Raw genomic sequence first — 26879 nt, 5'->3', positions numbered from 1 at the left:
CCGGAAATTACTTTAAGCCTAAAATAATTTTTGGCAAGGGGGCTATCCGTGGCCAGTAGCCCGGGTGACGCGAAGCGCAACCCGGGGCGTCGTTTTGGGGCCGAAGTCCCGGGTTTCGCTGCGCTTCACCCGGGCTACGTCCTCGTCAATTCCCCTGGAACGCCGGGGTCCGCTTGTTCGAGAACGCCTCGAACGCGCGATTGAAATCTTCCGTGGTCATGCAGAGCGCCTGGGCTACCGCTTCGGCCTCGATCGCCTCTTCCACCGACATCGCCCATTCCATCGCCAGCATGCGCTTGGTCATGGTGTTGGCGAAAGTCGGCCCTTCGGCAATCTGCTTGCCCAACAATTGCGCCTGCGGCAGCACCTGTTCCGCCGTGACGATCCTGGAGAAGAAGCCCCACTTCTCACCCTCCTCCGCCGTCATGAAGCGGCCGGTATAGAGCAGTTCCGATGCGCGCGACTGGCCGATGATGCGCGGCAGGATCGCGCAGGCGCCCATGTCGCAGCCGGCGAGCCCGACCTTGTTGAACAGGAACGCGACCTTGGCGCCGGTGGCGGCCAGCCGCAGATCGGACGCCATCGCGATGATCGCGCCCGCGCCGGCGCAGATGCCTTCGACCGCGGCCACGATCGGCTGCGGGCAGGCGCGCATCGCCTTCACCAGATCGCCTGTCATGCGCGTAAAGGCGGTGAGGCCCTTGGTATCCATCTGGATCAGGGGCCCGATGATCTCGAACACGTCGCCGCCGGACGAGAAATTGCCGCCCGCACCTGATACGACAACGGTCTTGACCTCGTCATCCATCGCGCAAGCGCGGAAGAAATCGGTGAGTTCGCGATAGCTTTCGAAGGTCAGTGGGTTCTTTCGCTCGGGACGATTGAGCGTGACGGTCGCGACGCGATCGACCACAGCGAGCAGAAAATGTTTTGGCGAATAATCCGCCAGCGGCAGCGTTACGGGGTTCGCGGGCTTGCTCATGATCTCTCCCTGAATTCAATCATTATCGATATCGCGGCCGATCAGACTTCGCCGCCTGCCACCGCAATAGCCTGCCCGGTGATGGCGCCTGCGCCCTCTCCGCACAGCCACAGCACGGCGTCGGCCACTTCCGATGGCGCCACGAGGCGCCCCTGCGGATTGTGCTTTGCCAGTTCGGCGACCGCCTGCTCGCGGCTGCGGCCGGTCTTCTTGATGATGTTGTCGATCGAGCCTTCCAGCAGATCGGTTTCGGTGAAGCCTGGGCAGACGGCGTTGACGGTGACGCCGCTCTTGGCCGTCTCCAGCGCCAGCGAACGGACGAGGCCGATGACGGCGTGTTTCGCCGCGCTGTAGGCCGAGACATAAGCGTAGCCCTTGATACCCGCGGTGGAGGCAACGGCGACGATCCGCCCGCGACGGCGTTCCACCATCCCGGGCAATACCGCCTGCGTCGCGTGGACCACGCCCATGAAATTGACGTCCATCATGCGCTGGAACAATGCCGCATCGGAGCGGCCGAAGGGTGCGGACTCCGCCGCGCCCGCATTGGCAACGAGGATATCGATCGGTTGCCGTACGGCAGCTTCCGCAATTGCCGCCTTGACCGACGCCTGATCGGCGACGTCGGCCACGGCCGCGAACTGTGCTGCGCCGGATGCAACGGCTTCATCGAGCGTCGCGCGGTTACGGCCGAGCACGGTTACCGTCGTGCCGGCCTTCGACAGCGCCGCCGATATCGCAAGGCCAATGCCCCGCCCGCCGCCGGTGACGAGCGCATGGGAGGAACGCGACAATTGAGACATCGGTCAGGCCTCCAGGATGATGGTCCAGCATATATTTTAAACTTCAAGCTTTTGCAAGGAAGGCCACTGACTGTCATCCCCCCGAAAGCGGGGTATCTCTGNAACGGGTCGCGCGAATGCGCGCCCGATGACAGGCTCCGCGAAGCAATCCATATTTCAGCACGGGGATAGGTGGATTGCTTCGTCGCTTCGCTCCTCGCAATGACGGCGGGTACAGTCGTAGGGTGGGCAAAGCAACTGCGTCCGCCGTAGCTCGAAGAGCGAAGGCGGAAGCGTGCCCATCACCAGGCAGCGCGCTCGTTGCTACATGGTGGGCACGGAGCTTACGCGCCCTTGCCCACCCTACGGAGCAACCCTCTCCGTCCACCGCGCAGCGACATCGCCGCTGATATCCGTATCCCCGCCTTTGAACAGATGGACGATCGCATTCGCATAGTAGTGCAGCAGCACCATCTCCTTCGGGTTGGCGCGGTAGGTATCATCGGTCTCGATCACGAGATGGCGCAGCGTCAGCATCCGAAGGCCAACGGAGATGGCGTAATCGCGGTCGGCGCGCGGGATGTGAACATAGGTTCCGACGCGTTCGAGATCGCCGATCAGCGCCGAGACGCGGCCCTTGATTTCGAGCAGCGTCAGCGGCTGATCGCCGGCCGCAAGGATCGCCGTCGAGACCAGCGAGACCGGCAGCGCCGGCACCACGCGGCCAACGGCATCCATCAGCTCGTTGCCGAGCCGTTCGACCTCGATGCGGCGCGGCTCGGCCGCGAGAACGCGAAAGTCGATCTTCCTGGCCTCGACATAATTTCGCAGCGACACCGGCACGCCGAAACTGACGCAGGTATAGCCGAAGCGATACCATTCGCCGCGCATCGCCAGCCAGAGATGGCGGAAGAAATGGCGTGCAAAGATCGCCGCGTTGAAGCCGAACACCGGTTTCTTCCCCGGCTCGGTATTGGCCACCGAGGTCAGCATGCGGTCTTCCAGCACGCGGTCGTAATTGACGGCAACCGGGATGAACACCACGTCGCGCGGGCCGTGCGGATCGAAATCCGTCACCATGTAGCTCAGCAGCCCGAATTTCGGTGGCCGCAGCTTGCCATCGCGGCTGAGCCCGCCCTCCGGGAAAATCGCCTGCGTGACACCCGCGGCGGTCGCCATGTGCACATAGCGCGACAGCACCTTGCGATAGAGCGCCTCGCCGGAATCGCGCGCGATGAAATAGGCGCCCATCGAGCGGATCAGATTGCTGAGACCCCAGACCTTGGCCCATTCGCCGACGGCGTAGCTCAGCGCTGACGAGGTCGAGGCGACATAGGTCACCAGCACGTAATCCATGTTGGAGCGATGGTTGATGACGAAGATCACCGACGAGGTGGGATCGACGGCGGCCAGCGCCTCGTCGTTGCGGACGCCGATCCGCACCCGGTACAGCATGTGGGAGACGGCCCGCGCGATCCGCGTCCCGACGCGGAAATAAGCATAGGCGCTGAACGCCGGAACGATCTCGCGGGCGTAGCGCCGCACCTTTTCCATCGCGACTTCATTCGGCACGCCGGTTTGGTGCGAATATTCCTCGGCCGACCGCAGCACTTCCGGGTCGAACACCAGGCGGTCGATCAGCACCTGACGCTCGGTCAGCTTGAACGGCTGAATGCGAAGTTTGAGCTTGGTGTTGAGTTCCTCGATGGCACGATTGGCGCGGCGCCGCAGCGCCCAGCGCACGCTGGGAATCAGGATACGATCCAGCGCCGCGGAGATCGCGAAGATCGCCATCAGGACGACGACCCAGAGCGGCAAGCTTACCTGCGACCCCATGCAATTCCCCGATCCCGCTTCGGCTGCGACGTCACGATACGGTCTGGAACTCCATTGTGACAAGCGCCCAAGCATCGAGACCGGGCGATTTCCGGCATGTTCGCAACCGCGATATCAACGGCGTTTCTACCCCGCCATGAACGCGTCGAACGCGGCCCAGAGCTGGTCGCGATAGCGGTCGTCTTCCTGCAGGATTTCGTGCTTCGCACCCGGGATCAGGCGATACGATCCCGCCGGCAGATTACCGGCAAACGCCGCGATGGCGGGGGCGGATACGATGGTGTCGGCGCCTGCCGCGAACATCAGGACGGGCCGGTGAATCCCACGGGCAAACTCGGGCGAGCGAAACTCGGCCATCGCCGCAAATGCCGCGTCGAGCCATGCCACGGTCGGCGATGCAATGCCGAGTGTCGGATCCGCCTCGAGAATTGCCGCGTTGCGGGCATAGCGGTGCGGGTTCGAGGTCAGAGGATTGCCGGGAAAGCCGGTCGACTTCATCAGGTCGACATTGCCGCCCGGAATGAACCGCTCGCCCAATCCGGTCACGCGCAGCGTGCGCATCAGGGCGCGCATCGGCAACGAGGCGCGCAGGCTCGGCAGGCCGACCATCGGCGCGCAAAGCACGAAGCGTTCGAACACCTCGTTGCCGGCATGCGCGACGTGCAGCATCACCGCGCCGCCCATCGAATGGGCCAGCGCAAAATGGGGCGGCGGACAATCCGGCAGCACCACCTGCTTGACGAAGGCCGCCACGTCGCTCTGGTACTCGGAAAAACTCCGCACATGGCCCTTGAATGGATTGCGCAGCTGGCGCGCGGAATGTCCCTGCCCCCGCCAATCGATCATCGCCACCGAATAGCCGCGCTTGCGCAGATCCTGCACCGTCTCGAAATATTTCTCGATGCACTCGCCGCGCCCGGTGAAGACGCAGACGGTCCCCCTGCCGGTGGCCGGCGCCACCCACCGCGCAAAACGTAATGCGGTGCCGTCCGGCGCTCCGATCGTTCCGGCAAACGCGCCCTCCGGAACGAGATTGGAGGGTATGGAGAGGAGCGTCATGGCGCGGACGAGCGGGCGCCGGTGAGGCGAAGGCCCGCCTGACAGCAACCAGCAAGGCGCCGGGTCGTCGACCGCTGCTGCATCTAGATGATCCCGTTGTTGCGGAGCGCGGCGATGGCATCCGCGTCATAGCCGATCTCGGCCAGCACGCGGTCGGTGTGTTCGCCGAGCGTCGGCGGGCGCGTGGCGATTTCGCCGGGGGTTTCCGACAGCCGTACCGCGGCGCGCACCGTGGGTGCCGGGTTAGGCAAGCCGGGATAATCGACATCCTGCATGAAGCCGGTGGCGCGGATGTGCGGATGCTCCAGTGCCTGTTGCGGGCTCAGCACGGGGCCGGCCGGAATCATCGCCTTGCCGAGCGTATCGACCGCTTCCTGCGTGGTGCGCTCGGCGCACCAGCGCGCCATCCGTTCGCTGATGATCGGACCATTGTCGCCGCGCTTGATGTCGTCAGCAAAACGCGGATCGCTCAGCCATTGATCCGCCTCACCCATCAATCTCGCCCAGCGGATGAACAGTGGGTGGCCGGTGACCTGACACAGCACCCAGCCGTCCCTGGTGCGGTAGATATCGGCGGGCGCCGCGGTCTGGCCGAGATTGCCGGTGGGTACCCGGTTGGCCGCAATCACCGCCTGCTCGATCAGCGTCGCGTTGGTAAAGGACAGCGCGGTCGCCAGCAGCGCGCCCTCGACGATCTGGCCGCGCCCGGATTTGCCGCGCTCGATCAGGGCGGCGAGCGTGCCGAACGCACAATGCAGCGCGGTGCCGAAATCGACCCAGTTCACCGCGGCGCGGTACGGCGGATCACCCTTGCCCGTCATGTAGACCGCGCCCGACATCACTTGCCCGACGCCGTCGAAGCCGACGCGGTCGGACCATGGCCCGGGGTTGCCGAAGGCGGTTGCCGTCGTCAGGATGATGTCCGGCTTGATCGCTTTCAGCGAGTCATAATCGAGCTTCATCGCCCGCAATGTCTGCGGCGGCAGATTGGCGACGACGACGTCGGCGGTCGCGACCAGCCGGCGCATCACCTCCTGCCCTTCCGGTTTCATCGGATCCAGTGTGATGCACTTCTTGTTGCGGTTGACCTGCAGGAACAGCGCGCCCTCGCCGCCTTCCCCGACCGGCGCGACAAAACGATCCTCGCTGCCGTCCCGCTTTTCGACGCGAATGACTTCCGCGCCAAATTCCGCCAGCAAGGTCGCGCAATACGGCCCCGCGATATAGCGCCCGAAATCGAGGACGCGAACGCCCTCCAGAACTCCCCCCATCGATTCTTCCTTATATCTGCCTGCCCGGTTGTGCCGGACCTTCTAGCATGTTGATGAATGAATTGGACGACCATACAATCACTGATCTTCTTCGAACGGAACCTCCCCAGATGAACTCGACTGCAAAACGGCCCTATCGCGGCGTCTTCCCCGTCGCTCCCACCATTTTCGACGAGCGGGGCGGACTCGATCTTGAAGGGCAGCGGCGCTGCATCGATTTCATGATCGATGCCGGCTCGAACGGGCTGTGCATTCTGGCCAATTTCTCCGAGCAGTTCGTGCTGACCGATGCCGAGCGCGAACAGGTGATGCATGCGGTGCTGGAACACGTCGCCGGCCGCGTGCCTGTCATCGTGACGACGACGCATTTCGGCTCGCGCATCTGCGCCGAGCGGAGCCGCCAGGCGCAGGACGCAGGTGCGGCAATGGTAATGATCATGCCGCCCTATCACGGCGCCACTTTCCGCGTGCCGGAAAAGGCTATCTTCGACTTCTATCGCACCGTGTCCGACGCCATCGATATCCCGATCATGATCCAGGATGCGCCGGTTGCCGGGACGCCGCTGTCGGTCGATCTGCTGGCGCGCATGGCCCGGGAAATTCCCAACATCAGCTATTTCAAGATCGAGGTGCCGATGGCGGCGGCGAAGCTGCGCGATCTCATCGCCGCCGGCGGCGACAGCATCGAGGGGCCCTGGGATGGCGAGGAAGCCATCACGCTGATGGCCGATCTCGATGCCGGGGCGACCGGCGCCATGACGGGCGGCGGCTATCCTGATGGCATCAGGCAGATCATCGATCCCTATCTCGCGGGGAGCCGCAGTGAGGCGATGGCGGCCTATGCGCGCTGGCTGCCGCTGATCAATTACGAAAACCGCCAGTGCGGCTTGCAGGCTGCAAAAATCCTGATGAAGGAAGGCGGCGTGATCGGCTCGGACGCGGTTCGTCATCCCCTGCAAAGGGTTCACCCGGCCGCGCGCGCCGGTCTCGTTGAAATCGCCCGCCAGCTCGATCCCGTGGTGTTGCGCTGGGGGCGGTAGATCGCCACCGCTAGCCGGCGGCGCCGCCTGCTCGCTGCGACTTGACCCGAGGAACGTCGCCGCTCTCAGCGCATTAAGGCGTAGAGGCGCGAGACGGTTCGCCATGAGCAATGTGAGTTACCTGCACGGCATCATGCCTGCGGCCCGGCGCGAGCCGGACGTTTCAGGAGATCCAGGCGATCAGGGCCGCGGCCGCCGCGCGGTGTCACCATGGCAAATTCCCTGGAAGGGATGGAAGGACATCCTGATCAGGACCTACCAGCAGATCGGCGAAGACCGGCTGCTCGCGGTTGCCGCAGGCGTCGTCTTCTATGCGCTGCTCGCCCTGTTCCCGGCGATCACCGCCCTCGTCTCGTCCTACGCCCTGTTTGCCAAGGCCAGCACGATCAACGATCACATGACGATGCTGGCGGGCATCCTTCCCGAGGGCGCGCTCGGCATCGTCAGGGATCAGGTCAGCCGCGTGCTGGCCAAGGGCGACGTCAAGCTCGGACTGGCGTTTCTGTTCTCCTTCGTGCTTGCGGTGTGGAGCGCCAATGGCGGCTTGAAAGCCATCATCGATGCGCTCAACGTCGTCTATGACGAGGACGAGAAGCGCGGATTTTTCAAGCTCAACGCGGTTTCTCTCGCCTTCACCTTCGGCGGATTGGTTGTGGCGCTTCTCGCCATCGGCTCCGTAGTCGCCCTCCCGATCGTTCTGTCCACCATCGGGCTCGGGTCGGTCACCGATGCGCTGTTTCGGATCGGACGCTGGCCTATCCTGGTCCTGACCATGCTTGTGGGCCTTGCGGTGCTCTATCGGTTCGGACCAAGCCGCCGCGCGGCGCAATGGCGCTGGCTGAGCGTCGGCAGCGTGCTTGCAACGCTCGCGTGGCTCGCCGGATCTGCTCTGCTCTCGTTCTATCTGGCCAATTACGCCAATTACGACGCGACCTACGGCTCGCTCGGCGCCGCGATCGGCCTGATGATGTGGATGTGGATGTCGACGATCGTCGTGCTGTTTGGCGCCGAACTCAATTCGGAGATAGAGCATCAGACCGCGGTCGACAGCACCGAGGGCGAAAACAAGCCGCTGGGTCATCGCGGCGCGACGATGGCCGACACCATCGGAGAAGCGAAATCATAAACAGGCAACCAGATGTTCCTGTTTTTCTCGAACCGGCTGGGATGTCTCGGTTCGCTGCTGCTTTCGGCAGCCGTGACCTTCGCTCTGCTTGTCGCCCTGGGCTTCCTGCACTTTTGATCCCGCTTTAGCTACCCCGGCAGGGCTGAACTGGAAATCAGGATGGGAGCGACTACATCAAGAGCCTGCAATCCGCTCCAACTGATCCCCCGCCGTGAAGAGATACCTCGTCATTTTTCTTCTGCTCGTGCTCGTTCCCGTGGCTATTTCCGCCGTGAAATATCTGCTCGGCGACAGGCGTGAAAACTGGCAGACCGCGGACCGTTCAAGCGCCGGGCTGCTTCCCAAGGCCTCCGAGCACGCGGACGCCGTCATCCGGGTTTTCGCCGCCAGGACCGTGCGCTGGCGCGGAATCTTCGCGGTTCACACCTGGATCGTCGTGAAGGAGCGCGGCGCCAGCCGTTACAGCCGCTATGATTACACGGCCTGGGGCGAACCGATCCGGATCGACGGATTCCAGGCCGATGGCCGCTGGTTCGGCGCGGTCCCCGAAACCGTCGTCAGCGTCGACGGTCCGAAGGCGGAAGCGCTCATTCCCAAGATCCGCTCGGTCATCGAGACCTACAGGTTTCGCGCCTATGGCGATTACAGCGCCTGGCCCGGTCCAAACTCCAACACCTTCATCCAGGCGATCCTGAATGCCGTTCCGGAACTCGAGGCGGTGTTGCCGCCAACGGCGATCGGCAAGGATTACCCCTACCATGGCGACTGGGTCGGCTTCACCCCGTCGCGCACCGGCGTGTTTGCTTCGCTCGGAGGCTATCTCGGGCTGACGATCGGATGGATCGAGGGATTCGAACTCAATTTCTTCGGCGGCGTGCTCGGCTTCGACATCCGCCGCCCCGCGTTGAAACTGCCCGGCGTCGGCCGGCTCGGGCTGCCGGCCGGTCCGTAACTCTCTGTTCGTCGACGGACGACACGGGATTGATTCCGGTCGGAGGGAACCTTCGTTCCGGTCAAACGTCGAAAATCGGGAGGATCGACATGACCAACGAACAGACCTTTGCATCATTGCTCGGCGAGGCTGCGATGGCAGTCTGGGGCGACATGCCGCGCGACATCCAGGAAGCGCTGTTCGAGGCCGCCATGCGCGACCGGTCCGAGCTGCGTCACGATCTGGCGAGGCTGTTGCACGAGCGCCATCCGAGAACGCAGCATCCGGCCAAGCCCGCCTGATGCAGCCTAATCCGGAAACACGACGTCAGCGATCACCGGCAGATGGTCCGAATAGGCACGGGCCTTGCGATCGGTCCAGGCCGAGCGGATGATCAGGTCGCGCGAGGCGTAGATCCGGTCCAGTCGCATCATCGGCAATCTTGCGGGAAACGTCCGCAGCCGCGTCCGGACCGGGCAGATCCGCGCCAGCACGCCCCGCACCGATTTCACCCAGAACCAGTCGTTGAAATCGCCGAGCACGATCGTTCGCGTCGGCTGCACCAGGTCGATCAACGCGTGCGCCTGGGCGTGCCGTTCATGAATGCTCAGGCCGAGATGGGTGGCAATGACCTTCATCTCCCCAAAATCAGACAATATGCGCGCGGCGATGGCGCGGCGGGGCTCGCGTTCCTGATAGGAGACGTCGGAAATTGTTGGCGGCTCGGCGAAGGGCCAGCGGCTCAGCAGCACCTGTCCGTAGTCGCCGTCCTGCGTGACAATCGATCTTGCATCGACGCTGTGGTCGCCGACGGCTTTCGCCAGAAGGGCAAAGGGATCGTCGGTTCGTCCACGTGAATCGACTTCCTGCAGCGCCACCACATCAGGCGACCAGTGGCGGATGACGGAACAAACGCCATCCAGATCGAAACCCGGATTGAGGTGGAAGATGCCGTGGACGTTCCACGTCATGATGCGCATCGTCGCCGTCACGTTCGTCGTCCCGCCATCCACGTCACCAGGAATTGCACGCCAAGGCACAGCGCGATCCAGGCCAGAATCGCCAGCGCCAGCAGCAGCGCATTCGCCCACGAGGCATTCCGGGCGAGATCCGCGATCTGCGCGCCGAGCGCGGCCATGACCGCGATCCCCGGCGCCATGCCCAGCACGGTGCCGAGCAGGAAATCGCGCAGGCTCAGCTTGCTGGCGCCCGCCACTACGTTCACGATCGAGAACGGGGCGATCGGCACCATCCGGATCATGGCGACCGCGACAACCCCCTTGCCGATGATGCGGCCCTGAACCCGCGCGGCCCGGCGGCCGAGCAGCCGCTGCAACCGCGTCTGGCCCAGCACACGGCCGATCGAAAACAGCGTGAGTGCGCTGAGCAGCACGCCGGCACCGGCGCTGAAGAAACCCATCCACGGCCCGAGCGCCGCCGCTGTCGCAGCGATCAGAACCAGCACCGGAAACACCACCAGGCCACCGACCACGAAGGCAGCAATCGCAAACAGCGGCGCGAATTGCGAGCGCGCGGGCTGCGAAATGACCGAGGAGACGAAGCCGACATCGGTGAAATCGCGCAAGGGCGTGTACTGCCAGACCAGCGCCAGGCCGGCGAGCGCCGCAGCCAATCCGGACACGGCCAAAATCGTTCTCGGCGTCCACATGCGCGTCGCGGCGCGATCGAGATGCAGCGGCTCCCTGGGATCGGCGACCGGCTGCACCATGGTCGCCATGCTGCCGGCTGTCGCGGCCGGATCAATCGGACGCAACGATTTCGCGCCGCCACCTTCGGCCAATCGATCCAGATATCCGAACAGGTCAGCTTCGTTGCTTGCAATTTCCCGTTCGTCGACGCCGCAGAAATGGCCGATCAACTGACGGCGAAGCCAGGCGATACATTGACGATGCGCTTCGGAGGTCGCCTCGAACGCGAGATCGCATTCGGTGTCCGCGCCCATCGAGCGATTGTTGAGGTTGGCCGAGCCGACACGCAGGATGCGATCGTCGACGATCATCACCTTGCTGTGCACCATGACGGCGGCGACTTCGTCGCCGTCCTGCGTCGATGGATAGAGAAAGCGGATCCGGTCCATGACGCCGACCGCCACGAAGGGCGCGATGAATCCGCCGCGGCCGCTCTGCATCGCCTGCGACTCGAACCACGACGAATGCATTTTCGGCGTGACGATCAGGACACGAAGCTGCGGCACGTCCAGCATCCGCTGTGCCAACAGGCGCGCGATGTCGGTGGCGCTGGTGAACTGGTTCTCGATATAGATGAAACGATCGGCCGCGTTGATGGAGGCCTCGAACAGCCGCGCGACCTCGTTGACGCCGCTATCGCTGGCGGTTGCGATCTCGGTCCGGGCGATGCCGACTGTCATGCCCCGGCATTGCACCGGCACCGAGGCCGGCCAGCGGTCATCAGTGACATCGGCTGAGGTTTCGACCGTGCAGCCGGCGGCCCGCCATCTGTTCTCCACCACCTCCCTCAGACTGGCTGCGGCTTCGCCATCCACCATGCATTGCACGTCGTGAAACGGCGGATACGGCTTGCCGTCGGGATCGGTCCGCAGCGGATGACGGGTTTTGTGCTCGCTGGTGTCCCAGCGCCGGATCGTCAGGTCGAGGCCGCCGGAAAACGCGACCGCGCCGTCGATGACGACGATTTTCTGATGCTGTGCTGACCCCAGAGGAAGGCTGGAATCGAAACAGAAACGGAGCCGGTCCGATGCGTCCAGGGTGAATTTGGCGGCCGAATTCCACTCCCGCTCTGCCGCATACAGCGCCGGAAAATTCCAACTCAGGATGTTGATGCGCAGGTCGGGCTTCTCTCTCAGCAACGCCTTGAGAAACGCCCCCAGTTGTTCCGGATAGCCGTCCTCCGCGTGCCCGGAGGGCCCGACAAATCGGGTCTGGCTGTGGATGTCCCAACCGATGATGTAGACCTGCCGCGTCGCACGCAGCAGCGCTTCCCGCAGAGCGGCGAAATACGCGGCTGCGTCGTTGAGAATTGCCAGCCGCCCTGCCTTGCACCTTCTCCAGACGGTTTTACCCGGAATGAGGATGGATGAGCTTCGCAGCAGGCGACACCTCGACAGAACATGGAAGCAGATGCGGGATCGAAAAACGCGCGTTCGCCCGTCGGCAAATCAACGTCTTGCGGGCAGCAGAGTTCCAGCCGGACGGAACTTGGCGCCTCCCCGGCTTCGGGCTTCAATGGAATCGCCGACCCCGCACGTGGACGCCGGCTTCTCCCTCTCGGGTAGAACCGGCGTCCAGGCGTACCGCGCTGGCCTGGGCGGAAGAACCCTCTTCGTCCACCACGGGTTCGATGTAGCTGCTATGCAGCGATGTCGGCGACTTGAAACCGTCGAACATGACGCGGATGGTGCTGCGATAGCGACCCGAGCCGATGACAACGGCTTCCCGGCCGGCGAGATTTGGGCATCGCATCGCTCCGAGCGCACTCGTCCTGACACGGGTCCCTGCAGGCAGCTGAGGCTGTTGATCGGGTGACGCTTTGCGGGATCCGGTTCTGGGACGAAGCGCTTTTGCGGAATTCATCTATCCCGTCCTACGCCGAGATCGAGCGTTCCGGGGTCTGCCGATCCGGTATGCTTCGCCAGTCGCGCCACTTCCTCACCGACGGTCCGCTCGCCGGTTCGATTGCGGCCAACAGCGCGGCATTGATTTCTGCAACCCTCCCGAGTTTCGCCATGCATCTGGCGACCGCGACAAACCCGTCGGGCGAATCCGGTTGCAACCGCATGAACTCGAGATGCTGACGCAGCGCCTGCTCATAGTCACCGAGGCTTTCGCAGGCCTGACCCAGGCACTGCCACGCCTTGGCGGCGCCGGGGCGAACCGCGGTCAAGGTGCGGAACACCCGCTTGGCCGCGACAAAATCAGCCTTTGCCGCCAGCAACTGGCCCAGCCGGTGCAACGCGTCGGCGTGTTTCGGCTGCGCGCCTAATATCCGGCGGTATCCCATCTCGGCTTCGGTGATTTTCCCCTTCTTGTGCAGCTCAGTGGCCTTCTGCAACACGTCCGGAATGCTCCGCGGATCGATGCCGGTGCGAAGATTCCTGCCGTCCCTGGTCTCCAGAATCGTGTGGCGGATCTTGCGCTCGGCGCAGCCATACGAATATTTGTAGGACTCGTTGCCGCGCAGGAAGTCGTACTCGCAAAAGCCGTTCGCGATGGCGTGGCGAATGCTGAAGGCATGCAGGATCATTCCCGCAGGCGGTCCCTCGAACGTCTCGTCACGTCCGGTCATGTAGAATGAGAACGTCCGCTTGCGCGGATCCACCAGCGTGGCCAGCGCCGCAACCGCACGCTCGCCATGCCAGAACGTCGGCAGGTACACCAGACCGGATTGGAAACTGCGCGTCAGCATCGCGCCGTTCGAGTGCACGAGGCTGTCGGTGCGGTCCCCCTTGCGCGGACGCCATTTTGTCTCCCAGAACCCCAGCAAGGTCTTGAGGTCCTGCTCGAAAGTTTCGGATGTGGAGACCGATATCCGATATTCGCTGGGCGTGTCGACCTGCTTCAGCAGGCGCCGGATCTTCTGCCGTGTATTGGTGCTCAGCGTTTCGAGGTAGGCATTCCAGTCTCCGGGCAGCGTCACGTAGGGGCAGAGGCTGTTATCGATCCCGTCGACCTTGTTGACCGCGTTGGCCTCCCGATAGCGAAAACTGGCTTTCGGGAAACACGCCAGCAGCAGCCGCACCCGCCGCTCCGACATTCGCAGATTGTCGAGATTCAAGCGCGCCCAGTTCATATGCCTGACGTAGCGGGCAAGGGCAGGAAGAACCTTGTTCTCCACCTCGGGCCTGCAGACGATGCCGGTGTAGTCGGCGCCAAAATTGCCTGCCATCCTGATGTCATGGATGATGTCGTCGTCCTCGATCGTGGTCTGCAGCCGCAGCGGAAAGAACGCAACATAAGGCAGGTCGGCGGCCTTGCCGGCCTTGGCCGCCAGAATGAACCACGGCCCATGGATGCAGGACAGCCAGCCGTGCAGCCACTTCCACGACAGGAATATCTGGGCCTCGGGATCCTCGTCGTAGACGGCGTTCCAGTTGTCCTCGAGCTTGGCCAGCGACGGCAGGTCTTCGATGATGTCGATATGCACGGCGACCGCCTTTCCAATGTGCTTGTTACACCTGCTGGTTCGCTACCGCTCCCGGAACGCACGCGTCATGCTGTCGTGGATCGGCCTGACGAGGTACTGGAAGAAGGTCCGTTCCGACGTCTTGATGTAGACCTCGGCCGGCATGCCGGGCGTCGGACTGAAGTTCGGGACATTCCGGCTCTCCTCGCCATTCAGCCGGACGCGGACGAGATAGATGTCGGTCGGGCCGACCTGCTGGGACTTCTTTTCGTCGGCGAGCGTGTCGGCCGACAGGTAGACGACGTCGCCGGAGACCATCGGCGTGATGCGCTGGTTCAGCGCGGTCAGCCGCACCATCGCGGTCTGCCCGTGCTTGACATGGTCGATATCCTGCGGCCGCACGCGCGCCTCGATGATGAGTTCGTCCTTCAGCGGCAACAGCTCCATGATATTCTTGCCGGCCTCGACCACCCCGCCCCGCGTGTGATAGCGCAGCTTCACCACGACACCGCTCACCGGCGCCGTGACGCGGACACGATCGAGCACGCCCTTGGCGCTCAACATCCGCTCGCGGACGTCGGCCAGTTCGCCCCGGACCTCATGCATCTGCTCGACCGCGGTCTTGATCGCGGTCTTCCGCACGCCATTGATCTGCTCGACCGCGCGGGCGATGCGTTCCTTGGCATCGCCGATGTCGCCCATGATGCGGCCCACCTCGCCTTCCAGATTGGCCTTCGTCCGCTGCAGCACCATCAGCTCGGGCTTGCGCACCAGTCCGGCCTGCACCAGGCGATCCTTGGTCTCGATTTCCTCATCGAGCAGGACGATCTGGCGCTTGACCGCGTCCAGTTGTACCCGCGATCCCCTGATCCGCTCCTCCAGCGCCTTGATGCTCTCGTCGATGCTCTTGATGTCGCTGTTGATGTTGTTGCGCCGCGCCGTGAACGTCAGCTTCTGGCTGTCCACGATTTCCTTCACCTCGGACGAACCACCCAGCCAATTGACGACTTCGCCCGGTAGCGTGATCTCCTGCTCCTCCTTCATCTCGGCCTGCAGCCTTGCATCCATGGCTGACAGCCTGATGCGGCGCAGGAACAGGCGCTGCAGCTCTGCGCGCGCCGCCGTTTCGTCAAGCTCGAGCAACAACTGTCCCGCTTCCACAGTGTCGCCTTCGCGTACGTAGATCTCGCGGATCATGCCACCTTCGAGATGCTGGATGATCTTGTTCTGTCCGGTAGCGACAAATACGCCCGACGCGACTACGGCGCCCGCGATCGGCGCCATGTTGCCCCAGACGCCGAACCCCATCAGCACCGTGGCCATGATCAGCACGCCGGCAAAGGTCGGCCATTTGGTCGATCGCGGCAGCGAATCGTACCAGGTGCCCGCTGATGCCGCGGCGGGTTTCGCAGTTTTCCTTTTTGCCATCGCGTAACCTCGTTACTGTCAAACCGGCTGGCGCTGCCATCAATTCAGCGAGGGCGGTCCGCCCGGCCCTGGCGGGATGCTGTTCGGCTTGCGTCCGGTAATCATCGGAATGATCTCGTCGCGGGTGCCGAAAGCCTGCACCGCGCCCTGGTGCAGGATCATAATCTTGTCGACGCTCGTGAGCAGTGCCGCGCGTTGGGTGATCGTCACGACCGTGATCTGCTTTTCCTTGGCGCGTACCAGCGCCTTGGCAAGCGCCCGCTCGCCATTGGCGTCTAAATTCGAATTTGGTTCGTCGAGCACGAGCAGGCGCGGGTTGCCGTAGAACGCGCGGGCCAGCCCGATGCGCTGCCGCTGGCCGCCCGACAGCGGACTCCCGTCCATGCCGACGATGGTCTCGTAGCCCTGGGCAAAGCCCGAGATCATCTCATGCACATCGGCAGCCTCGGCCGCGTCAAACACGTCTTCGTCGCGGGCGTCGTCGCGCATCCGGCCGATGTTCGCCTTGATGGATGCCGGGAACAATTGCACATCCTGCGGCAGGTAGCCGACGCTCTCGCCGAACTGGCGTGGATCCCAGTTGCGCAGGTCCATCATGTCGAGCCTCACGCTGCCCGCGGTCGGGATGATGGACCCGACCAGCATGCGCGCCAGCATGGTTTTTCCGGTACCGGAGTCTCCGACGATCGCGAGCGACTCGCCCGGCTTCAGCTGAAAACTGATTCCGTTCAGGATCACCTTCTTGTTCGGAGGCGGCACATAGAGAATACGCTCGACGTTGAGATATCCCGCCGGACGCGGCAGCCGCAGCCGCTCCAGGTTGAGCGGCGAGTTCAGCAACAGCGCCTTGACGCGGGCATAGGCGGAGCGCGCCTGCACGAAGTTGCGCCAGCCCTCGATGGTGCCCTCCAGCGGCGCCAGCGCGCGGCTCGCGACGATGGAAGCTGCAATGACCATGCCGCTGGTGATCTGGGTTTCCAGCGCCAGCCATGCGCCCCAGCCAAGGATTGCGATCTGGGTGCACAGCCGCAGAAACTTCGACAATCCCGTCATCAGGACGTTGCGGTCCTGCCCGATCACCTGCGCCTTCAGGGATTCCACGGTTTCGCGGCCCCATACCTGGACGCCTTCCGGGATCATGCCCATCGCGTTGATGACCTGGGCATTGCGGGCCATCGATTCCGCCTGCAGGTTTGCCCGCGCGCCGTAACTGTTGGCCTGGTTGAACGGGATCGCCGTGAAGCGCTGGTTCAGCAGCGCCACGACGATCAGCGCGATGCCCGACCCCAGCACGATGAACCCGAGATGGGGATGGATGAGGAAAACCACCGCGAAATAGACCGGCGACACCGGCGTATCGAACATCGTCAGCAATACCGGGCCGGTAATGAATGCGCGCAAATGCTGCAGATCCGCCAATGTCTGGAATTCGCGGCTGGACCCGCTCTGCGCGGCCTTGGCCGCGGCGCTCAGGACGGGCCCGCCTAATCGGGCTTCGGTCTCGACGGCTACCCGCATCAGGATGATGCGGCGCATCATGTCCATCAGCACATGTGCCCCGATCGCGATGACCACGATGATTGTCAGCATCACCAGCGTGTCCGTGCTGCGGCTGGTCAGCACGCGGTCGGACATGTTGAACAGGTAGATCGGAATCGCCAGCACCAGCAGGTTGACAGCAATCGAGAACAGCCCGACGACCACCAGATTGCGGCGGGCGTTGGCCAGGCCCTTGCCGAGCACATCGCGAAATTCATGGTCGCTTGAACGCTTGTGCAGGGGCGGCGTACCGCCGCCACCTCCACCGCCCCCACCGCCGCCGGAGGCGCCGCCTCCGTCTCTGTCACCTCCACGTTGCAGCGGGGGAGCCGGAACAGTCTGCTCGATCACGACGGTGGATCCCGGCGGTGTCTTGGCTTCCTCGCGCAGGGATGGTTCGACTGACGGCGGTTCCGCCGTCTTGGCCTCTGCCGGAGGAGGCGCCTTCGCGTCGGCAAACGTGACTGATGGGGCCTCGGCCTGCCTGGATGGTGGGTCGAACCACGGACGAAGCGGAATTATCTTGGCCGTACTCGCTGTTGCTTCGTCGTACTGACGCAAACGCGAACTTCCGGCAGCGCCTGGACGATCATCCCAGCCCCACANTTTTCAAACTCCATTACCGCGGCAATAAAGAGAGCACTCTTGAAACAGAAGANCCCTTGCCTCTAATGCAGCATGCTCGCCATCGGGTCTGCATGCACCGTATTGGCAACCACAGCCGGCGGCGGCGCCGTCGTGTCCTGAGCGTCGTCGACGAACGCAATGAGTTCGGTCGCGAGCCTGTCGGTGTTGGTATTGAGCGCGGTATCCGGCGCTGACGGCAGCAGATTGGCCTGTACCAGAATGGAATCGGCATAGACATGGCCGGCGACGTATGTGTGGTCGGGATTGACGTCGACAATCGCAGTGTCGTTGGTCAATCTGTTGTCTCCGGTGCTGACCGACTGCGTCACGTCACCATCGGGATCACGCGCCAGCAGATCGGACGACGGCCGGTTTTGCAGCTGATACATCACATTGACATCGGAGGTGACGTTGGTCTGCCAGACCGCATTGATGTCGTAATAGTCTCCCGTGATGTAGAGCACCTTGAGGGTACTGCCGCCATTGCCGACCAAGGCGCTGCCCAACGCGGGATCAATCGAGGTCACGCCCGATGCCAGCAGGCTCTCGATCAGCGCGAAGTTCGGCGGCATCGTATCGATATTGTCGCCGCCGAAATTTTCAATGGCTGCCTGGTTCAGCAGGCTGTTGGAGCCTGAATCTACCGATTGAGACGGATCGGAGCCGTCGGCCGCCATCACGATCTTGTCGTTGTTTAACAGGATGTTGTTCTGGAAGATCACGTTCATCCCGTGATAGGAGCCCTTGATGATGATCAGGTCGTATTGAATGCTGCCATCAAGAACCAGAGACAGATTGCCTTGCTCGTTGTGGCCACCGACGAGGTTGTAGTGGGTGCTGCCGCTGACCTGCGTTCCCACGTCGTTGTCGGAGAGATAGTTGACCTGAGCCACCGCATGAACGCTGTAGTAGTCGCCATCGACCACATCGATCTTCCAGTTCGGGCCGGCCACCTGGGCCGCGAAGCCGGTGTAGATACTGGGGTTCTGGACGAAGTCGGCGATGTTGGTCGCGGCATCATGTCCGCAGCTCACCGATGGCGCGCCGTTCCCGCCCAATACGCTGATCTGGTCATGGTCGACAATCGTATTGGTCTGGAAGATGGCGTCAGTCTTGAAGTAATCGCCCATCACCACCATGGTGCGGACGCCCTCGCCGATATCGACGATCAGCGCCGCGTTGACACTGAAGTTGCTACCTAGCGTCGCCCACTGGCCGATTCCGTCGCCGGTGTCGGGCAGCGTCGGCGGCTCGGCCGGCGGCGTCGGCTCCGTCGGGTGTTCCTGCACCTCGCCATTGACGTAGTAGCCGACCGGCACCGAATGCTCGTCCGGCGTACCGCCGCGGTCGGCCCACGCGGCGTCGTGCGCGGACAGAAAATCCTTTGCGCCGGCATCGTTCTGCGGCATCTGCCAGTTGGAAGGAATCTCCTCATTGGCATTGGAAGCCAGTTGCTCAATGGTTGCCATCGCACTGGCGTTGACATGCACGATCAAGGGGTCGACGACAGCCATGGCGCCCGGCGGTAGGTTGGCATCGTCGTCATGCATGACATTGAACTGGTGGACCGTAAGCTGCGTCTGCTGGCCGTCTTCCTGGTATGTCACCTTGATGTGATGCTCGGAATGCCCGCTCCCGCCGCCACCACCGGGCATCGGCAGCGTGATTTTCGGGGTCGACAAGGGCTTAAAGAAATCGGGATCGGAATCCGGCGCGTCATGGAGCAATTTGAGCGGACGCCCCCGAACCAGATGTATCGGGTCGTCCGACAGTGGCGCCGGAGCGGGACTCGCCGCTGTATCCATGTCGTCCGGCACGAAGCGAAAATCGTCGTCCGGTCGCGGCGTCGTGTAGTCGTCGGAAGGACGGGGCGCGAGGTGGTCGTCGTACTGGATACGGTCGCGGGCGATGTCCTGGAAGATCTGCAGATATCCTGCGAAGTGGGCAATAATTTCGGCAAAGCTTGCTGACGCCATGGGAACCTCCCCTGTTGCCGTGAACGGCCAGGGTCGCGGACAGCTTCTTGTCGGCAACTGCGGCGACTGAAAATGTATATTTGAGAACAATGACCCGCGCGGCAAACGCCGCGCGGGTCGAGCACGAGGCTAAATGTCGTGAGAGTCGGTCAGATCATGACCGGCCACCTGCATAGTGATGCTGTTGAACTGGATGTTCGCACCCTGCGTGATGTTCTGGTCAAAGGCAGACTGGTTCAGAACCGCATCGGCGTGAGAGACAATGCCAGAGCCGGCGCCTACTGCGTCGGTCATGGTTCCGCCGTCGATCTTGGACTCGCCGCCCTCGATCTTGGCTTCCATGTTGAAGCCCGGGTCGTGCCATGATCCGCCGCCACTGGAGTAGCTGGCAGTGGAGGTGTTGGTGTCGTTATCGACTAGGTTGTTGACCTGATCAATATTGAACTGGTTGCCGCCACCGTTCAGCGTCTGGTTCACCACGTCGGGCATCACGACAGAATCGGTCGTGGTGAAATGGGTGAGATCGATGACCGGGCTGCTCAGGCTGTCGGCGTCGATATCAAGATCGACCTTCACGTCGACATCGACGTTGACCTTGTTGTCGATGGTGTTCTCGATCTTGTTGTCGATATCATTGTCGACCTTGTTGTCGAGCTTGTTGTCGACGTCGTTATCGACCTTGTTATCGACCTTGTTCTCGTTCTTGTTCTCATTGAAGTTCAGGTTGCCGTTGCCGTTCAGGTTGCCGTTGGCGTTCCAGTTGTCGTTGTCGCTGTTGGACTCCAGCGACTGCACCGCGGTCTGGTATTGGCCCTGACCCTGGCCCTGGCCCTGACCCTGCCCCTGGAGCTGGGCCTGCAGGTTTGCCTGTGCCTGCAACTGGTCTTGCTTCTGGTCCTGGTCTTGTTCCTGATCCTTGGGATCCCACTTCGGCTTTGGCTTACTCATGATGTGCTCCTGAGGTTGGAGCATCGCGAGCGGAACGAGATCGCTGATCTTCTAAGTCTGCGGTCTGCGAGGCGCGGCGCTGCTCTGCCATGTCGGTTCTTCCGNACTGCCGGCACCGCCTGATTGCGGATGCCAGCTCTGTCAGTTTGCCGACACANCCCTCGTCAACAACATGCATGCATTCGATCTGACGTTGTATCTTGCGATATCAACCATCGACGCACGTCACGCTCAAGAGAGTCGAGAATGCCGATGAGGCCGCGACGACGGCATGAACTTCCATTGCCGTCGGAGGCGGCCTACGCCACTTTGGTGGGAAGGTCTTGCTGCGCGCCGCCGCAGACATGCGCTTCAAGGCGCGGCAGCAGATCCCAGATGTCGTGATTGATCTTCGTCATCTCGCTGGTCGTCCGCAGCATCTCCTGCAGGCGGTTGTCGTCCAGCGCCTTTATCTCTCCGAACCTCAGGCTCGACTTTGTTTCCATCAACCGCATCGACTGGGTGTGGGTGATGGCGCCTGCGGCGTCGAAGATGAACATGCAGTGATTCAGTTCATTGCGAACCTTGGTGGATTCCGAAAAGCGTTCGACAAGCGAGGTCAGACTCCTGGCGAGCGCCTTGTCGGTTACTCTGATCTTGGCCAGCCGCTGGATCAAATCCAGTCGAGCGCGGGTGGTGTTCAGCGTCGCGAACACGACGGCGGCCGACGCTTCGTCGGTCCGCAACAGGATCATCAGAACGTAGATAAAGAGACTTTCGTTATTGGACCAGCTGCAGATCAGGTTCCCAATCAGGGCGAGAACGAATGTCCGGCGATCCGCGGAAGCCGGGGCAGCGGCCGCCAGCACCTCAAAATCCGGCTTTGGCGGCAGCTTGCTGACAAACATCGTTTGTGTCCGCGACGGCAGGGACGAAGGGATACTATCGTATCTGCCTGGCCACCGCGGATGTACATATCGAAAGATATAATAGCAAAGGTTGTATGGTGCGATTTTTAAAATCGAAGAATGAAAAACACACTTTAATGACCCAGTTTCGACGAGATCTTGTCACACTCCGCCTTCTTGGCATCCCCACCTTATGGGAGTAAACTTTTTCTGAACAATTTTGACGCTAAGTGAACTAAATAATAGCAACTTGCGCGATTCGGAAAGAATCTATCGATAGCATCACAAAGTCCGGGGGCGCGTTATGTCAGTCCCACCGAAGAAGACGGTGTTTATTGTAGACGCAATGGCTTTTCGACGGGCTCGAGCAGAGAGCTTCTTAAGTCCTTGGGCCAGTAACGAACAGGTTGAGTTGATTTCGCTCGATCCTGAAGAGGCGCACATCAAGCTCGTCGAGCGCCGCGAATGCGACATGCTGATCTACAGCGTGGGCGCCTCCTCCGCCCCTGAGGTATTCACCGAAATCCAGGTGCTGCATATGCTGCGCCGGGAGGCGGCGTTGGCAATCGTCTCCGACGACGAAAATCCCGCGACCATCATCGCAGCGATCCGTTCGGGAGCCAGGGGCTATTTCAGCAATTCGATGCCTCCGGATCTTGCACTGCAGGCACTTTCATTCGTTCTGCGCGGCGGAACCTATTTCCCTCCCACCGTCATCATGGCCGGTCGCGCCCTCGGCGGAGCGTCGCCGATAGAATTCGGGCCGCCGGATTTGGCTCCGGAACAGACGGTTCCGGACCCTGAGCAACAAAGTCCGGCTTCGATGCCGAGCCCGGATAGCGGGATTTACGAGCAGCCAGGCTCCCTTTTTGATGGAAAGTCCCCCGGCGGCATCCAGCGCGGCAGTGGCCCCGAGAGTGCCCGGCCCGCGCCCGAGTTTACCGAGCGACAGTATGCCGTTCTCGCCTGCCTATGCCAGGGTGATCCCAACAAGGTAATCGGTCGCAAGCTCGGAATGACCGAGACAACCGTGAAAGTCCATGTCCGGGAGATCATGCGCAAGCTGGGCGTATGCAACCGCACGCAAGTCGCCATCGCCGCGGGCCGCAGCGTCAGCTCCGACGGCGTCGATCTCGTCCCCTCGGATTTGCCGCCTATGGTCAAATCCTCCGTTTCCCACTAGCGATCCACGCCCCGCATTTGCGGGCGCACCATTGCATCGGCAAGGCTTGACGCTCGACAAGGCTTGACGCCCGACAAGGCTTGGCGCTCGACAGGCTTGGCGAACGCTATTCTGGCCAAGAGGTATTTCGCTCCGAAAGAGGCCCCGGGGGGCTGTTCCGGGGTCGCCTTCGGACGCAGGGGCTGGCATTCACCGAAGCTCAGTTTCGGGAGTCTTCTTCTTGCAGGGCAAAGCATAGCATCGATCGGGTTCCGCACTGAATGCCATCGGCGCAGACGGGAGGATCATTGGTGTTAAGCCTTTCGATGCCGAGAGGCGCAGCATCCCGATTGGAGGGCCAACGCGCCTGCGTTGACCGGTGCTACCGTGCCTCGCGGAGACGACCGCGCGCGGCGACCTCCCAGGACCGAAAAACGGCCGCTCCCGGCCGCATTCCCCAAGAACTTTCCAGATAGATCGCGGCCCCCACGACGGCGGCGCCTCTTTGCAATGACGCAATATATGATTATCATCATATCATAACCCATGACCGAACAGGAGAGCCCATCATGTCCGCAAGCCCCGATCCCGTCGTCATCCTTTCCGCCGCCCGCACGCCGCTTGGCCGCTTCATGGGCGAACTGTCCCCCTTCAGCGCGCACAAGCTCGGGGCTCACGTGATCGGCGCGGCGCTGGAGCGGGCGCAACTCGCGCCGGAACGCGTTGACGAGGTCTTCATGGGCAATGTGCTGCCGGCCGGACAAGGCCAGGCCCCGGCGCGACAGGCCGCGCGCGGCGCCGGCCTGCCCGACGCCACCGGCGCCACTACCGTCAACAAGGTCTGCGGCTCCGGCATGAAGGCGACCATGCTGGGCCACGACATCATCAAGGCCGGCTCCGCCAATATCGTGCTGTCCGGCGGCATGGAGAGCATGTCGAATGCGCCCTACCTGCTCGCGAAGGCGCGCGGCGGCTACCGCGCCGGCCATGACCGGATCATCGATCACATGATGATGGACGGGCTGGAAGACGCCTATGAGACCGGACGCTCGATGGGCGATTTCGGCGAGGCCACCGCAGAGACCTATCAGTTTACCCGCAAGGACCAGGATGCATACGCGATCGAGACGCTGACCCGCGCCCGCAAGGCGGTCGAGGGTGGCGCGTTCAGGGCCGAGATCGCACCGATTACGCTAGCTGAGAAAGCCGGTCCGCGCGTCATCGCCAGCGACGAGCATCCGCTCAAGGTGGACCCTGCCAAGATTCCCGGATTGAAGCCGGCGTTCCGCGCGGGCGGCACCATCACGCCGGCCGCCTCCTCCGCCAATGCCGACGGCGCCGCCGCGCTCATTCTGGCCAAGCTCTCACTCGCCGATCGCGAGGGATTGCCGGTGCTGGCGGAGATCAAGGGCCACGCCACCCACAGCCAGGAGCCGCAATGGTTCACGACCGCGCCGATCCCGGCCATCCGCAAGCTGCTCGACAAGGTCGGCTGGTCGGTCTCCGACGTCGATTTGTTCGAGATCAACGAAGCCTTTGCCGTGGTCGCCATGGCGGCGCAGAAGGATCTCGGCATTCCCGCGGACAAACTCAACGTCAACGGCGGCGCCTGTGCGCTTGGCCATCCGATCGGCGCCACCGGCGCGCGATTGATCGTGACGCTGCTGCATGCGCTGGAAGCGCGCAACCTGAAACGCGGCGTCGCCGCGCTGTGCATCGGCGGCGGTGAAGCGACCGCCATCGCCGTCGAGCGCATCGTGCGCTGATCGGGCGATCTGAAGGGAAGCGAGCGGCGCGAACGCTGCCGCTCGCTTGTTTCCCTTCAAGCCGCCATCTTTCCCGCCAGGAGCGCGGCGGCTCTCCAATGCCTGGTCGCCGCACGCCTGACCTTTTCGAAGGCCAACGTCTCGATCTGCCGGACGCGCTCGCCGGAGATCGACAGCTCGCGCCCGAGATCCTCCAGGCTCGGCGGGTTCTCGTTCATCCGGCGGGCCTTGAAGATGCGGCGCTCCCGCGCGGTCAGCACATCGAGGGCTGAATGGAGCGCCCTGGTCCGTTGCGCGCTTTCATCCTGATCGGAGACGATTGCCTCGGCGTCCGGCGACTGATCGACCAGCATCGCCTCCCATTCGGCCGGTCCATCGTCGCCGATCGGCACATTCAGCGAGAGGTCTCCGGTCAGTCGGCTGTGCATCTCGATCACTTCGCGAACGGGGACGTCGAGTTCGCGCGCGACGGCCTCGGCTACCTCCTGCGTGAGCCTTTCTCTATCGCCACCGAACTTGCGCATGGCGCGCCTCAGGCCAAAGAACAGCTTCCGCTGGGCCGTCGTCGTCCCGATCTTGACCAGCGACCGCGACCGCAGAATGTAATCGTGGATGGCTGCCTTGATCCACCATAGCGCATAGCTGGAAAACCGGGCGCCACGGCCAGGCTCGAAATGCGAGGCCGCGATGACGAGGCCGAGATTGGCCTCCCCGATCAGATCGGCGAGCGGAAGGTCGTATCTCTGATAGCGGCGCGCGACCTTCGCGGCGAGCCGGAGATGGCTGGTGACGAGCACGTCAGTAGCCGCGCGGTCGCGATGATCCTGCCAGCGTCGGGCAAGCTGCTGCTCGCGTGCCGGTTCGAGCAGAGCGTATCGCTTGATGAGAGATGCGTATTCACCGACGAGGTTTTGCGATCTGTCCGCGGTCAACATCTCCCGATTGTCCGACATCAAACTTGTGCTGTGAGCGTTCATGGGTAGCTCCAATCCATCAGGTCCGGCACGGGAGACCCTAGGAGAAGACACCGCACCGCAGCCATTAAATTGGAATTGAGGAATCTAAATTCGCTGTTAGCGTCCGCGAACGTTTCGATCCCGACCTCATCGCGCGATCGTGTTGTGCGCGAGATCGCAAAACATCGATCGGTGAACTTCCATCGCGCTCGCGTGAATTCGAAGCGGACGCTTCCCGAACCTTTGCAGGCGGCACGAGATCAGTTCAGCTTTGTAAAACGCAATTTAGTGGGACGACATCGCGCCCACCCTACCTCTCCGCATGCATCCGCTGAGCGATGCAGCGTCAAGCGAGCAGTTCGCGTTCGGAAGAAGGCGCCCGTTGCGGCGTGCGGCCGCGCTTGCTGCGTCAACGACATGGAGAAAGACAATGACCTCGATCAAGACAATCGCCGTCGCAGGATTGCTGTCGATGCTGGCGGCAGCACCAGCCCTCGCGCAGGAAGCCATCCAGGAGCCGGGTGCCTTTGCGTTCTATTACCCGAATCTGGACGTGCTGAATGGCGGCGCCCCCACGCCAGCCTACAGGTTGGAAGGGCAACCGCCTTCGGTGATGCAGGCCTACAACGAAAGAGACAGCGGCATGACCGGCCCCACCGTCTGGCATCATCGGCGCGTCCACCACGCATCTCGCGCCGAGCATGACGGCCACCGGCATGGATGACGGTGGCGGGGAGCAATTCTATGTCCGACCGCGTTGTTCATCGGGGCAAACGATCTCCACCCGGCCCCCCGGGCCGGCGTGGATGATCAGGCGAAATCCGTGCAGCTTCACGATCGCCGATACCAGGTTGAGGCCGAGGCCGACCCCGGGCGTGTTGCGGATCTTGTCCGAGCGATAGAACCGGCGCAGCACGGCTTCGTGCTCTTCCGCGCTGATCCCCGGACCCGTGTCCCTCACCCGCAGAATGGTTTGCCCTTCGCCGCGCTTGAGCTCAAGCTCGACGCTTCCATTCCGGGGCGTGAATTTGATCGCATTGTCGACGAGGTTGGCGACCGCCTCCAGCAGCAAGTCCCGGTCGCCGCGCACGGAAAGCGCGGCTGGTATGTTGACGCTGAGCGCAACCTGCTTGTCTTCGGCGATCGGCTCGTACATGTCGCAGACCTCGCGCAGCATTTCGCCAAGCGCAACGTCGCCGAACGCGGATGAGCGGCGGCTGTTCTCGATTTCGGCGAGCCGCAGCAATGCCGTGACGATCGACAGCGACTGGTCGATGCCAGCAATGGCCTTGTCGGCGGCCTGCTGGAGCTGCTCCAGGGTGGTCGCATTGGTGCGGCCACGCTCGAGCGTCAGGCGAGCGCGCGTCAGCGGCGTTCGCAGATCGTGGGCGATGTCGTTGCCGACGCCGGCCAGCGCGTTGATCGTCGTTTCCAGCTCGTCG

The 26879-nt window shown here is 62.8% G+C and carries 22 protein-coding genes; 7 read left to right on the top strand and 15 right to left on the bottom strand.

What is annotated here, in order from left to right; genetic code table 11:
- Positions 1-145 precede the first annotated feature (145 nt).
- From CQ14_RS18165 to CQ14_RS18145, 5 genes are all read right to left on the bottom strand, one after another.
- Positions 146-982 carry an enoyl-CoA hydratase family protein gene (locus CQ14_RS18165; RefSeq protein WP_057859211.1) on the bottom strand — a complete coding sequence of 279 codons (837 nt, stop codon included), beginning with the start codon at positions 980-982 and terminating at the stop codon, positions 146-148.
- Positions 983-1023: 41 nt separating this feature from the next.
- Positions 1024-1785, bottom strand: a complete 762-nt coding sequence (locus CQ14_RS18160) for an SDR family NAD(P)-dependent oxidoreductase (protein WP_057859210.1) — start codon at positions 1783-1785, stop codon at positions 1024-1026.
- 342 nt (positions 1786-2127) lie between these two features.
- Complete coding sequence (locus CQ14_RS18155; RefSeq protein WP_057859209.1) at positions 2128-3600, bottom strand: 1-acyl-sn-glycerol-3-phosphate acyltransferase; 1473 nt, start codon at positions 3598-3600, stop codon at positions 2128-2130.
- A gap of 126 nt (positions 3601-3726) precedes the next feature.
- Positions 3727-4659, bottom strand: coding sequence for an alpha/beta fold hydrolase (locus CQ14_RS18150; protein ID WP_057859208.1), 933 nt, complete (start codon positions 4657-4659; stop codon positions 3727-3729).
- An 83-nt stretch (positions 4660-4742) separates the two neighbouring features.
- Positions 4743-5930 (bottom strand): CaiB/BaiF CoA transferase family protein, encoded by a 1188-nt coding sequence (locus tag CQ14_RS18145; protein ID WP_057859207.1) that lies wholly within the window; start codon positions 5928-5930, stop codon positions 4743-4745.
- Positions 5931-6040: 110 nt separating this feature from the next.
- Between CQ14_RS18145 and CQ14_RS18140 the strand changes: the two genes are divergently transcribed.
- The 4 genes from CQ14_RS18140 to CQ14_RS18125 all read left to right on the top strand — a co-directional run bounded on the left by CQ14_RS18140 (position 6041) and on the right by CQ14_RS18125 (position 9329).
- Positions 6041-6970 (top strand): dihydrodipicolinate synthase family protein, encoded by a 930-nt coding sequence (locus CQ14_RS18140; RefSeq protein ID WP_057859206.1) that lies wholly within the window; start codon positions 6041-6043, stop codon positions 6968-6970.
- 103 nt (positions 6971-7073) lie between these two features.
- A complete protein-coding gene (locus CQ14_RS18135) occupies positions 7074-8096 on the top strand; it encodes a YihY/virulence factor BrkB family protein (protein ID WP_057859205.1) in 1023 nt (340 codons plus the stop codon).
- 211 nt (positions 8097-8307) lie between these two features.
- The gene (locus tag CQ14_RS18130; protein ID WP_057859204.1) at positions 8308-9048 is read left to right on the top strand and encodes a DUF3750 domain-containing protein; all 741 of its coding nucleotides are present in this window, start codon (positions 8308-8310) and stop codon (positions 9046-9048) included.
- 89 nt (positions 9049-9137) lie between these two features.
- Positions 9138-9329, top strand: a complete 192-nt coding sequence (locus CQ14_RS18125) for a hypothetical protein (RefSeq protein WP_057859203.1) — start codon at positions 9138-9140, stop codon at positions 9327-9329.
- A 6-nt stretch (positions 9330-9335) separates the two neighbouring features.
- Here the strand turns inward: CQ14_RS18125 and CQ14_RS18120 are convergent, their stop codons facing one another.
- The 8 genes from CQ14_RS18120 to CQ14_RS18080 form a co-directional block, all read right to left on the bottom strand.
- A complete protein-coding gene (locus CQ14_RS18120; protein ID WP_245320395.1) occupies positions 9336-10019 on the bottom strand; it encodes an endonuclease/exonuclease/phosphatase family protein in 684 nt (227 codons plus the stop codon).
- On the bottom strand, positions 10016-11998 hold the full coding sequence (locus tag CQ14_RS18115) for a VTT domain-containing protein (protein WP_488230447.1): 1983 nt from the start codon (positions 11996-11998) through the stop codon (positions 10016-10018). Before CQ14_RS18115 ends, CQ14_RS18120 begins: the two co-directional genes overlap by 4 nt.
- Positions 11999-12609: 611 nt before the next feature.
- Positions 12610-14169: a GNAT family N-acetyltransferase gene (locus CQ14_RS18105; RefSeq protein WP_057859200.1), complete on the bottom strand. Its 1560-nt coding sequence runs from the start codon at positions 14167-14169 to the stop codon at positions 12610-12612.
- A gap of 42 nt (positions 14170-14211) precedes the next feature.
- Positions 14212-15576 carry an HlyD family type I secretion periplasmic adaptor subunit gene (locus CQ14_RS18100; protein ID WP_057859199.1) on the bottom strand — a complete coding sequence of 455 codons (1365 nt, stop codon included), beginning with the start codon at positions 15574-15576 and terminating at the stop codon, positions 14212-14214.
- 39 nt (positions 15577-15615) lie between these two features.
- The gene (locus tag CQ14_RS18095; protein ID WP_245320411.1) at positions 15616-17436 is read right to left on the bottom strand and encodes a type I secretion system permease/ATPase; all 1821 of its coding nucleotides are present in this window, start codon (positions 17434-17436) and stop codon (positions 15616-15618) included.
- A gap of 347 nt (positions 17437-17783) precedes the next feature.
- Positions 17784-19718, bottom strand: a complete 1935-nt coding sequence (locus CQ14_RS18090; RefSeq protein ID WP_057859197.1) for a hypothetical protein — start codon at positions 19716-19718, stop codon at positions 17784-17786.
- A gap of 129 nt (positions 19719-19847) precedes the next feature.
- A complete protein-coding gene (locus tag CQ14_RS18085; protein ID WP_057859401.1) occupies positions 19848-20666 on the bottom strand; it encodes a hypothetical protein in 819 nt (272 codons plus the stop codon).
- Positions 20667-20965: 299 nt separating this feature from the next.
- The gene (locus CQ14_RS18080; RefSeq protein WP_057859196.1) at positions 20966-21553 is read right to left on the bottom strand and encodes a hypothetical protein; all 588 of its coding nucleotides are present in this window, start codon (positions 21551-21553) and stop codon (positions 20966-20968) included.
- Positions 21554-21965: 412 nt separating this feature from the next.
- On the opposite strand from CQ14_RS18080, the gene CQ14_RS18075 reads away from it, so the two are divergent.
- On the top strand, positions 21966-22736 hold the full coding sequence (locus CQ14_RS18075; protein WP_057859195.1) for a response regulator transcription factor: 771 nt from the start codon (positions 21966-21968) through the stop codon (positions 22734-22736).
- Positions 22737-23284: 548 nt separating this feature from the next.
- Positions 23285-24481 carry an acetyl-CoA C-acyltransferase gene (locus CQ14_RS18070; RefSeq protein ID WP_057859194.1) on the top strand — a complete coding sequence of 399 codons (1197 nt, stop codon included), beginning with the start codon at positions 23285-23287 and terminating at the stop codon, positions 24479-24481.
- Positions 24482-24537: 56 nt separating this feature from the next.
- On the opposite strand, the gene CQ14_RS18065 is transcribed toward CQ14_RS18070, so the two are convergent.
- Positions 24538-25458, bottom strand: coding sequence for an RNA polymerase factor sigma-32 (locus CQ14_RS18065; protein WP_082649926.1), 921 nt, complete (start codon positions 25456-25458; stop codon positions 24538-24540).
- 409 nt (positions 25459-25867) lie between these two features.
- On the opposite strand from CQ14_RS18065, the gene CQ14_RS18060 reads away from it, so the two are divergent.
- Positions 25868-26161, top strand: coding sequence for a hypothetical protein (locus tag CQ14_RS18060; protein WP_057859192.1), 294 nt, complete (start codon positions 25868-25870; stop codon positions 26159-26161).
- Between the two features lie 18 nt (positions 26162-26179).
- Here CQ14_RS18060 and CQ14_RS46430 read toward each other — a convergent pair.
- On the bottom strand, positions 26180-26879 hold a 700-nt coding region (locus CQ14_RS46430; protein ID WP_245320393.1), incomplete at its 5' end, for a sensor histidine kinase.

This window comes from Bradyrhizobium lablabi, assembly GCF_001440475.1.
GTDB classification, from domain to species: domain Bacteria; phylum Pseudomonadota; class Alphaproteobacteria; order Rhizobiales; family Xanthobacteraceae; genus Bradyrhizobium; species Bradyrhizobium lablabi.
The sequence above is the reverse complement of the archived record's forward strand: the minus strand, read 5'-3'. Positions and strand labels throughout refer to the sequence as shown.

What these genes read in the sequence shown, in the direction of transcription:
- CQ14_RS18165 (WP_057859211.1), bottom strand. Translation starts at nt 982, where the DNA reads ATGAGCAAGCCCGCGAACCCCGTAACGCTGCCGCTGGCGGATTATTCG.
- CQ14_RS18160 (WP_057859210.1), bottom strand. Translation starts at nt 1,785, where the DNA reads ATGTCTCAATTGTCGCGTTCCTCCCATGCGCTCGTCACCGGCGGCGGG.
- CQ14_RS18155 (WP_057859209.1), bottom strand. Translation starts at nt 3,600, where the DNA reads ATGGGGTCGCAGGTAAGCTTGCCGCTCTGGGTCGTCGTCCTGATGGCG.
- CQ14_RS18150 (WP_057859208.1), bottom strand. Translation starts at nt 4,659, where the DNA reads ATGACGCTCCTCTCCATACCCTCCAATCTCGTTCCGGAGGGCGCGTTT.
- CQ14_RS18145 (WP_057859207.1), bottom strand. Translation starts at nt 5,930, where the DNA reads ATGGGGGGAGTTCTGGAGGGCGTTCGCGTCCTCGATTTCGGGCGCTAT.
- CQ14_RS18140 (WP_057859206.1), top strand. Translation starts at nt 6,041, where the DNA reads ATGAACTCGACTGCAAAACGGCCCTATCGCGGCGTCTTCCCCGTCGCT.
- CQ14_RS18135 (WP_057859205.1), top strand. Translation starts at nt 7,074, where the DNA reads ATGAGCAATGTGAGTTACCTGCACGGCATCATGCCTGCGGCCCGGCGC.
- CQ14_RS18125 (WP_057859203.1), top strand. Translation starts at nt 9,138, where the DNA reads ATGACCAACGAACAGACCTTTGCATCATTGCTCGGCGAGGCTGCGATG.
- CQ14_RS18100 (WP_057859199.1), bottom strand. Translation starts at nt 15,576, where the DNA reads ATGGCAAAAAGGAAAACTGCGAAACCCGCCGCGGCATCAGCGGGCACC.
- CQ14_RS18090 (WP_057859197.1), bottom strand. Translation starts at nt 19,718, where the DNA reads ATGGCGTCAGCAAGCTTTGCCGAAATTATTGCCCACTTCGCAGGATAT.
- CQ14_RS18085 (WP_057859401.1), bottom strand. Translation starts at nt 20,666, where the DNA reads ATGAGTAAGCCAAAGCCGAAGTGGGATCCCAAGGATCAGGAACAAGAC.
- CQ14_RS18080 (WP_057859196.1), bottom strand. Translation starts at nt 21,553, where the DNA reads ATGTTTGTCAGCAAGCTGCCGCCAAAGCCGGATTTTGAGGTGCTGGCG.
- CQ14_RS18070 (WP_057859194.1), top strand. Translation starts at nt 23,285, where the DNA reads ATGTCCGCAAGCCCCGATCCCGTCGTCATCCTTTCCGCCGCCCGCACG.
- CQ14_RS18065 (WP_082649926.1), bottom strand. Translation starts at nt 25,458, where the DNA reads ATGAACGCTCACAGCACAAGTTTGATGTCGGACAATCGGGAGATGTTG.
- CQ14_RS18060 (WP_057859192.1), top strand. Translation starts at nt 25,868, where the DNA reads ATGACCTCGATCAAGACAATCGCCGTCGCAGGATTGCTGTCGATGCTG.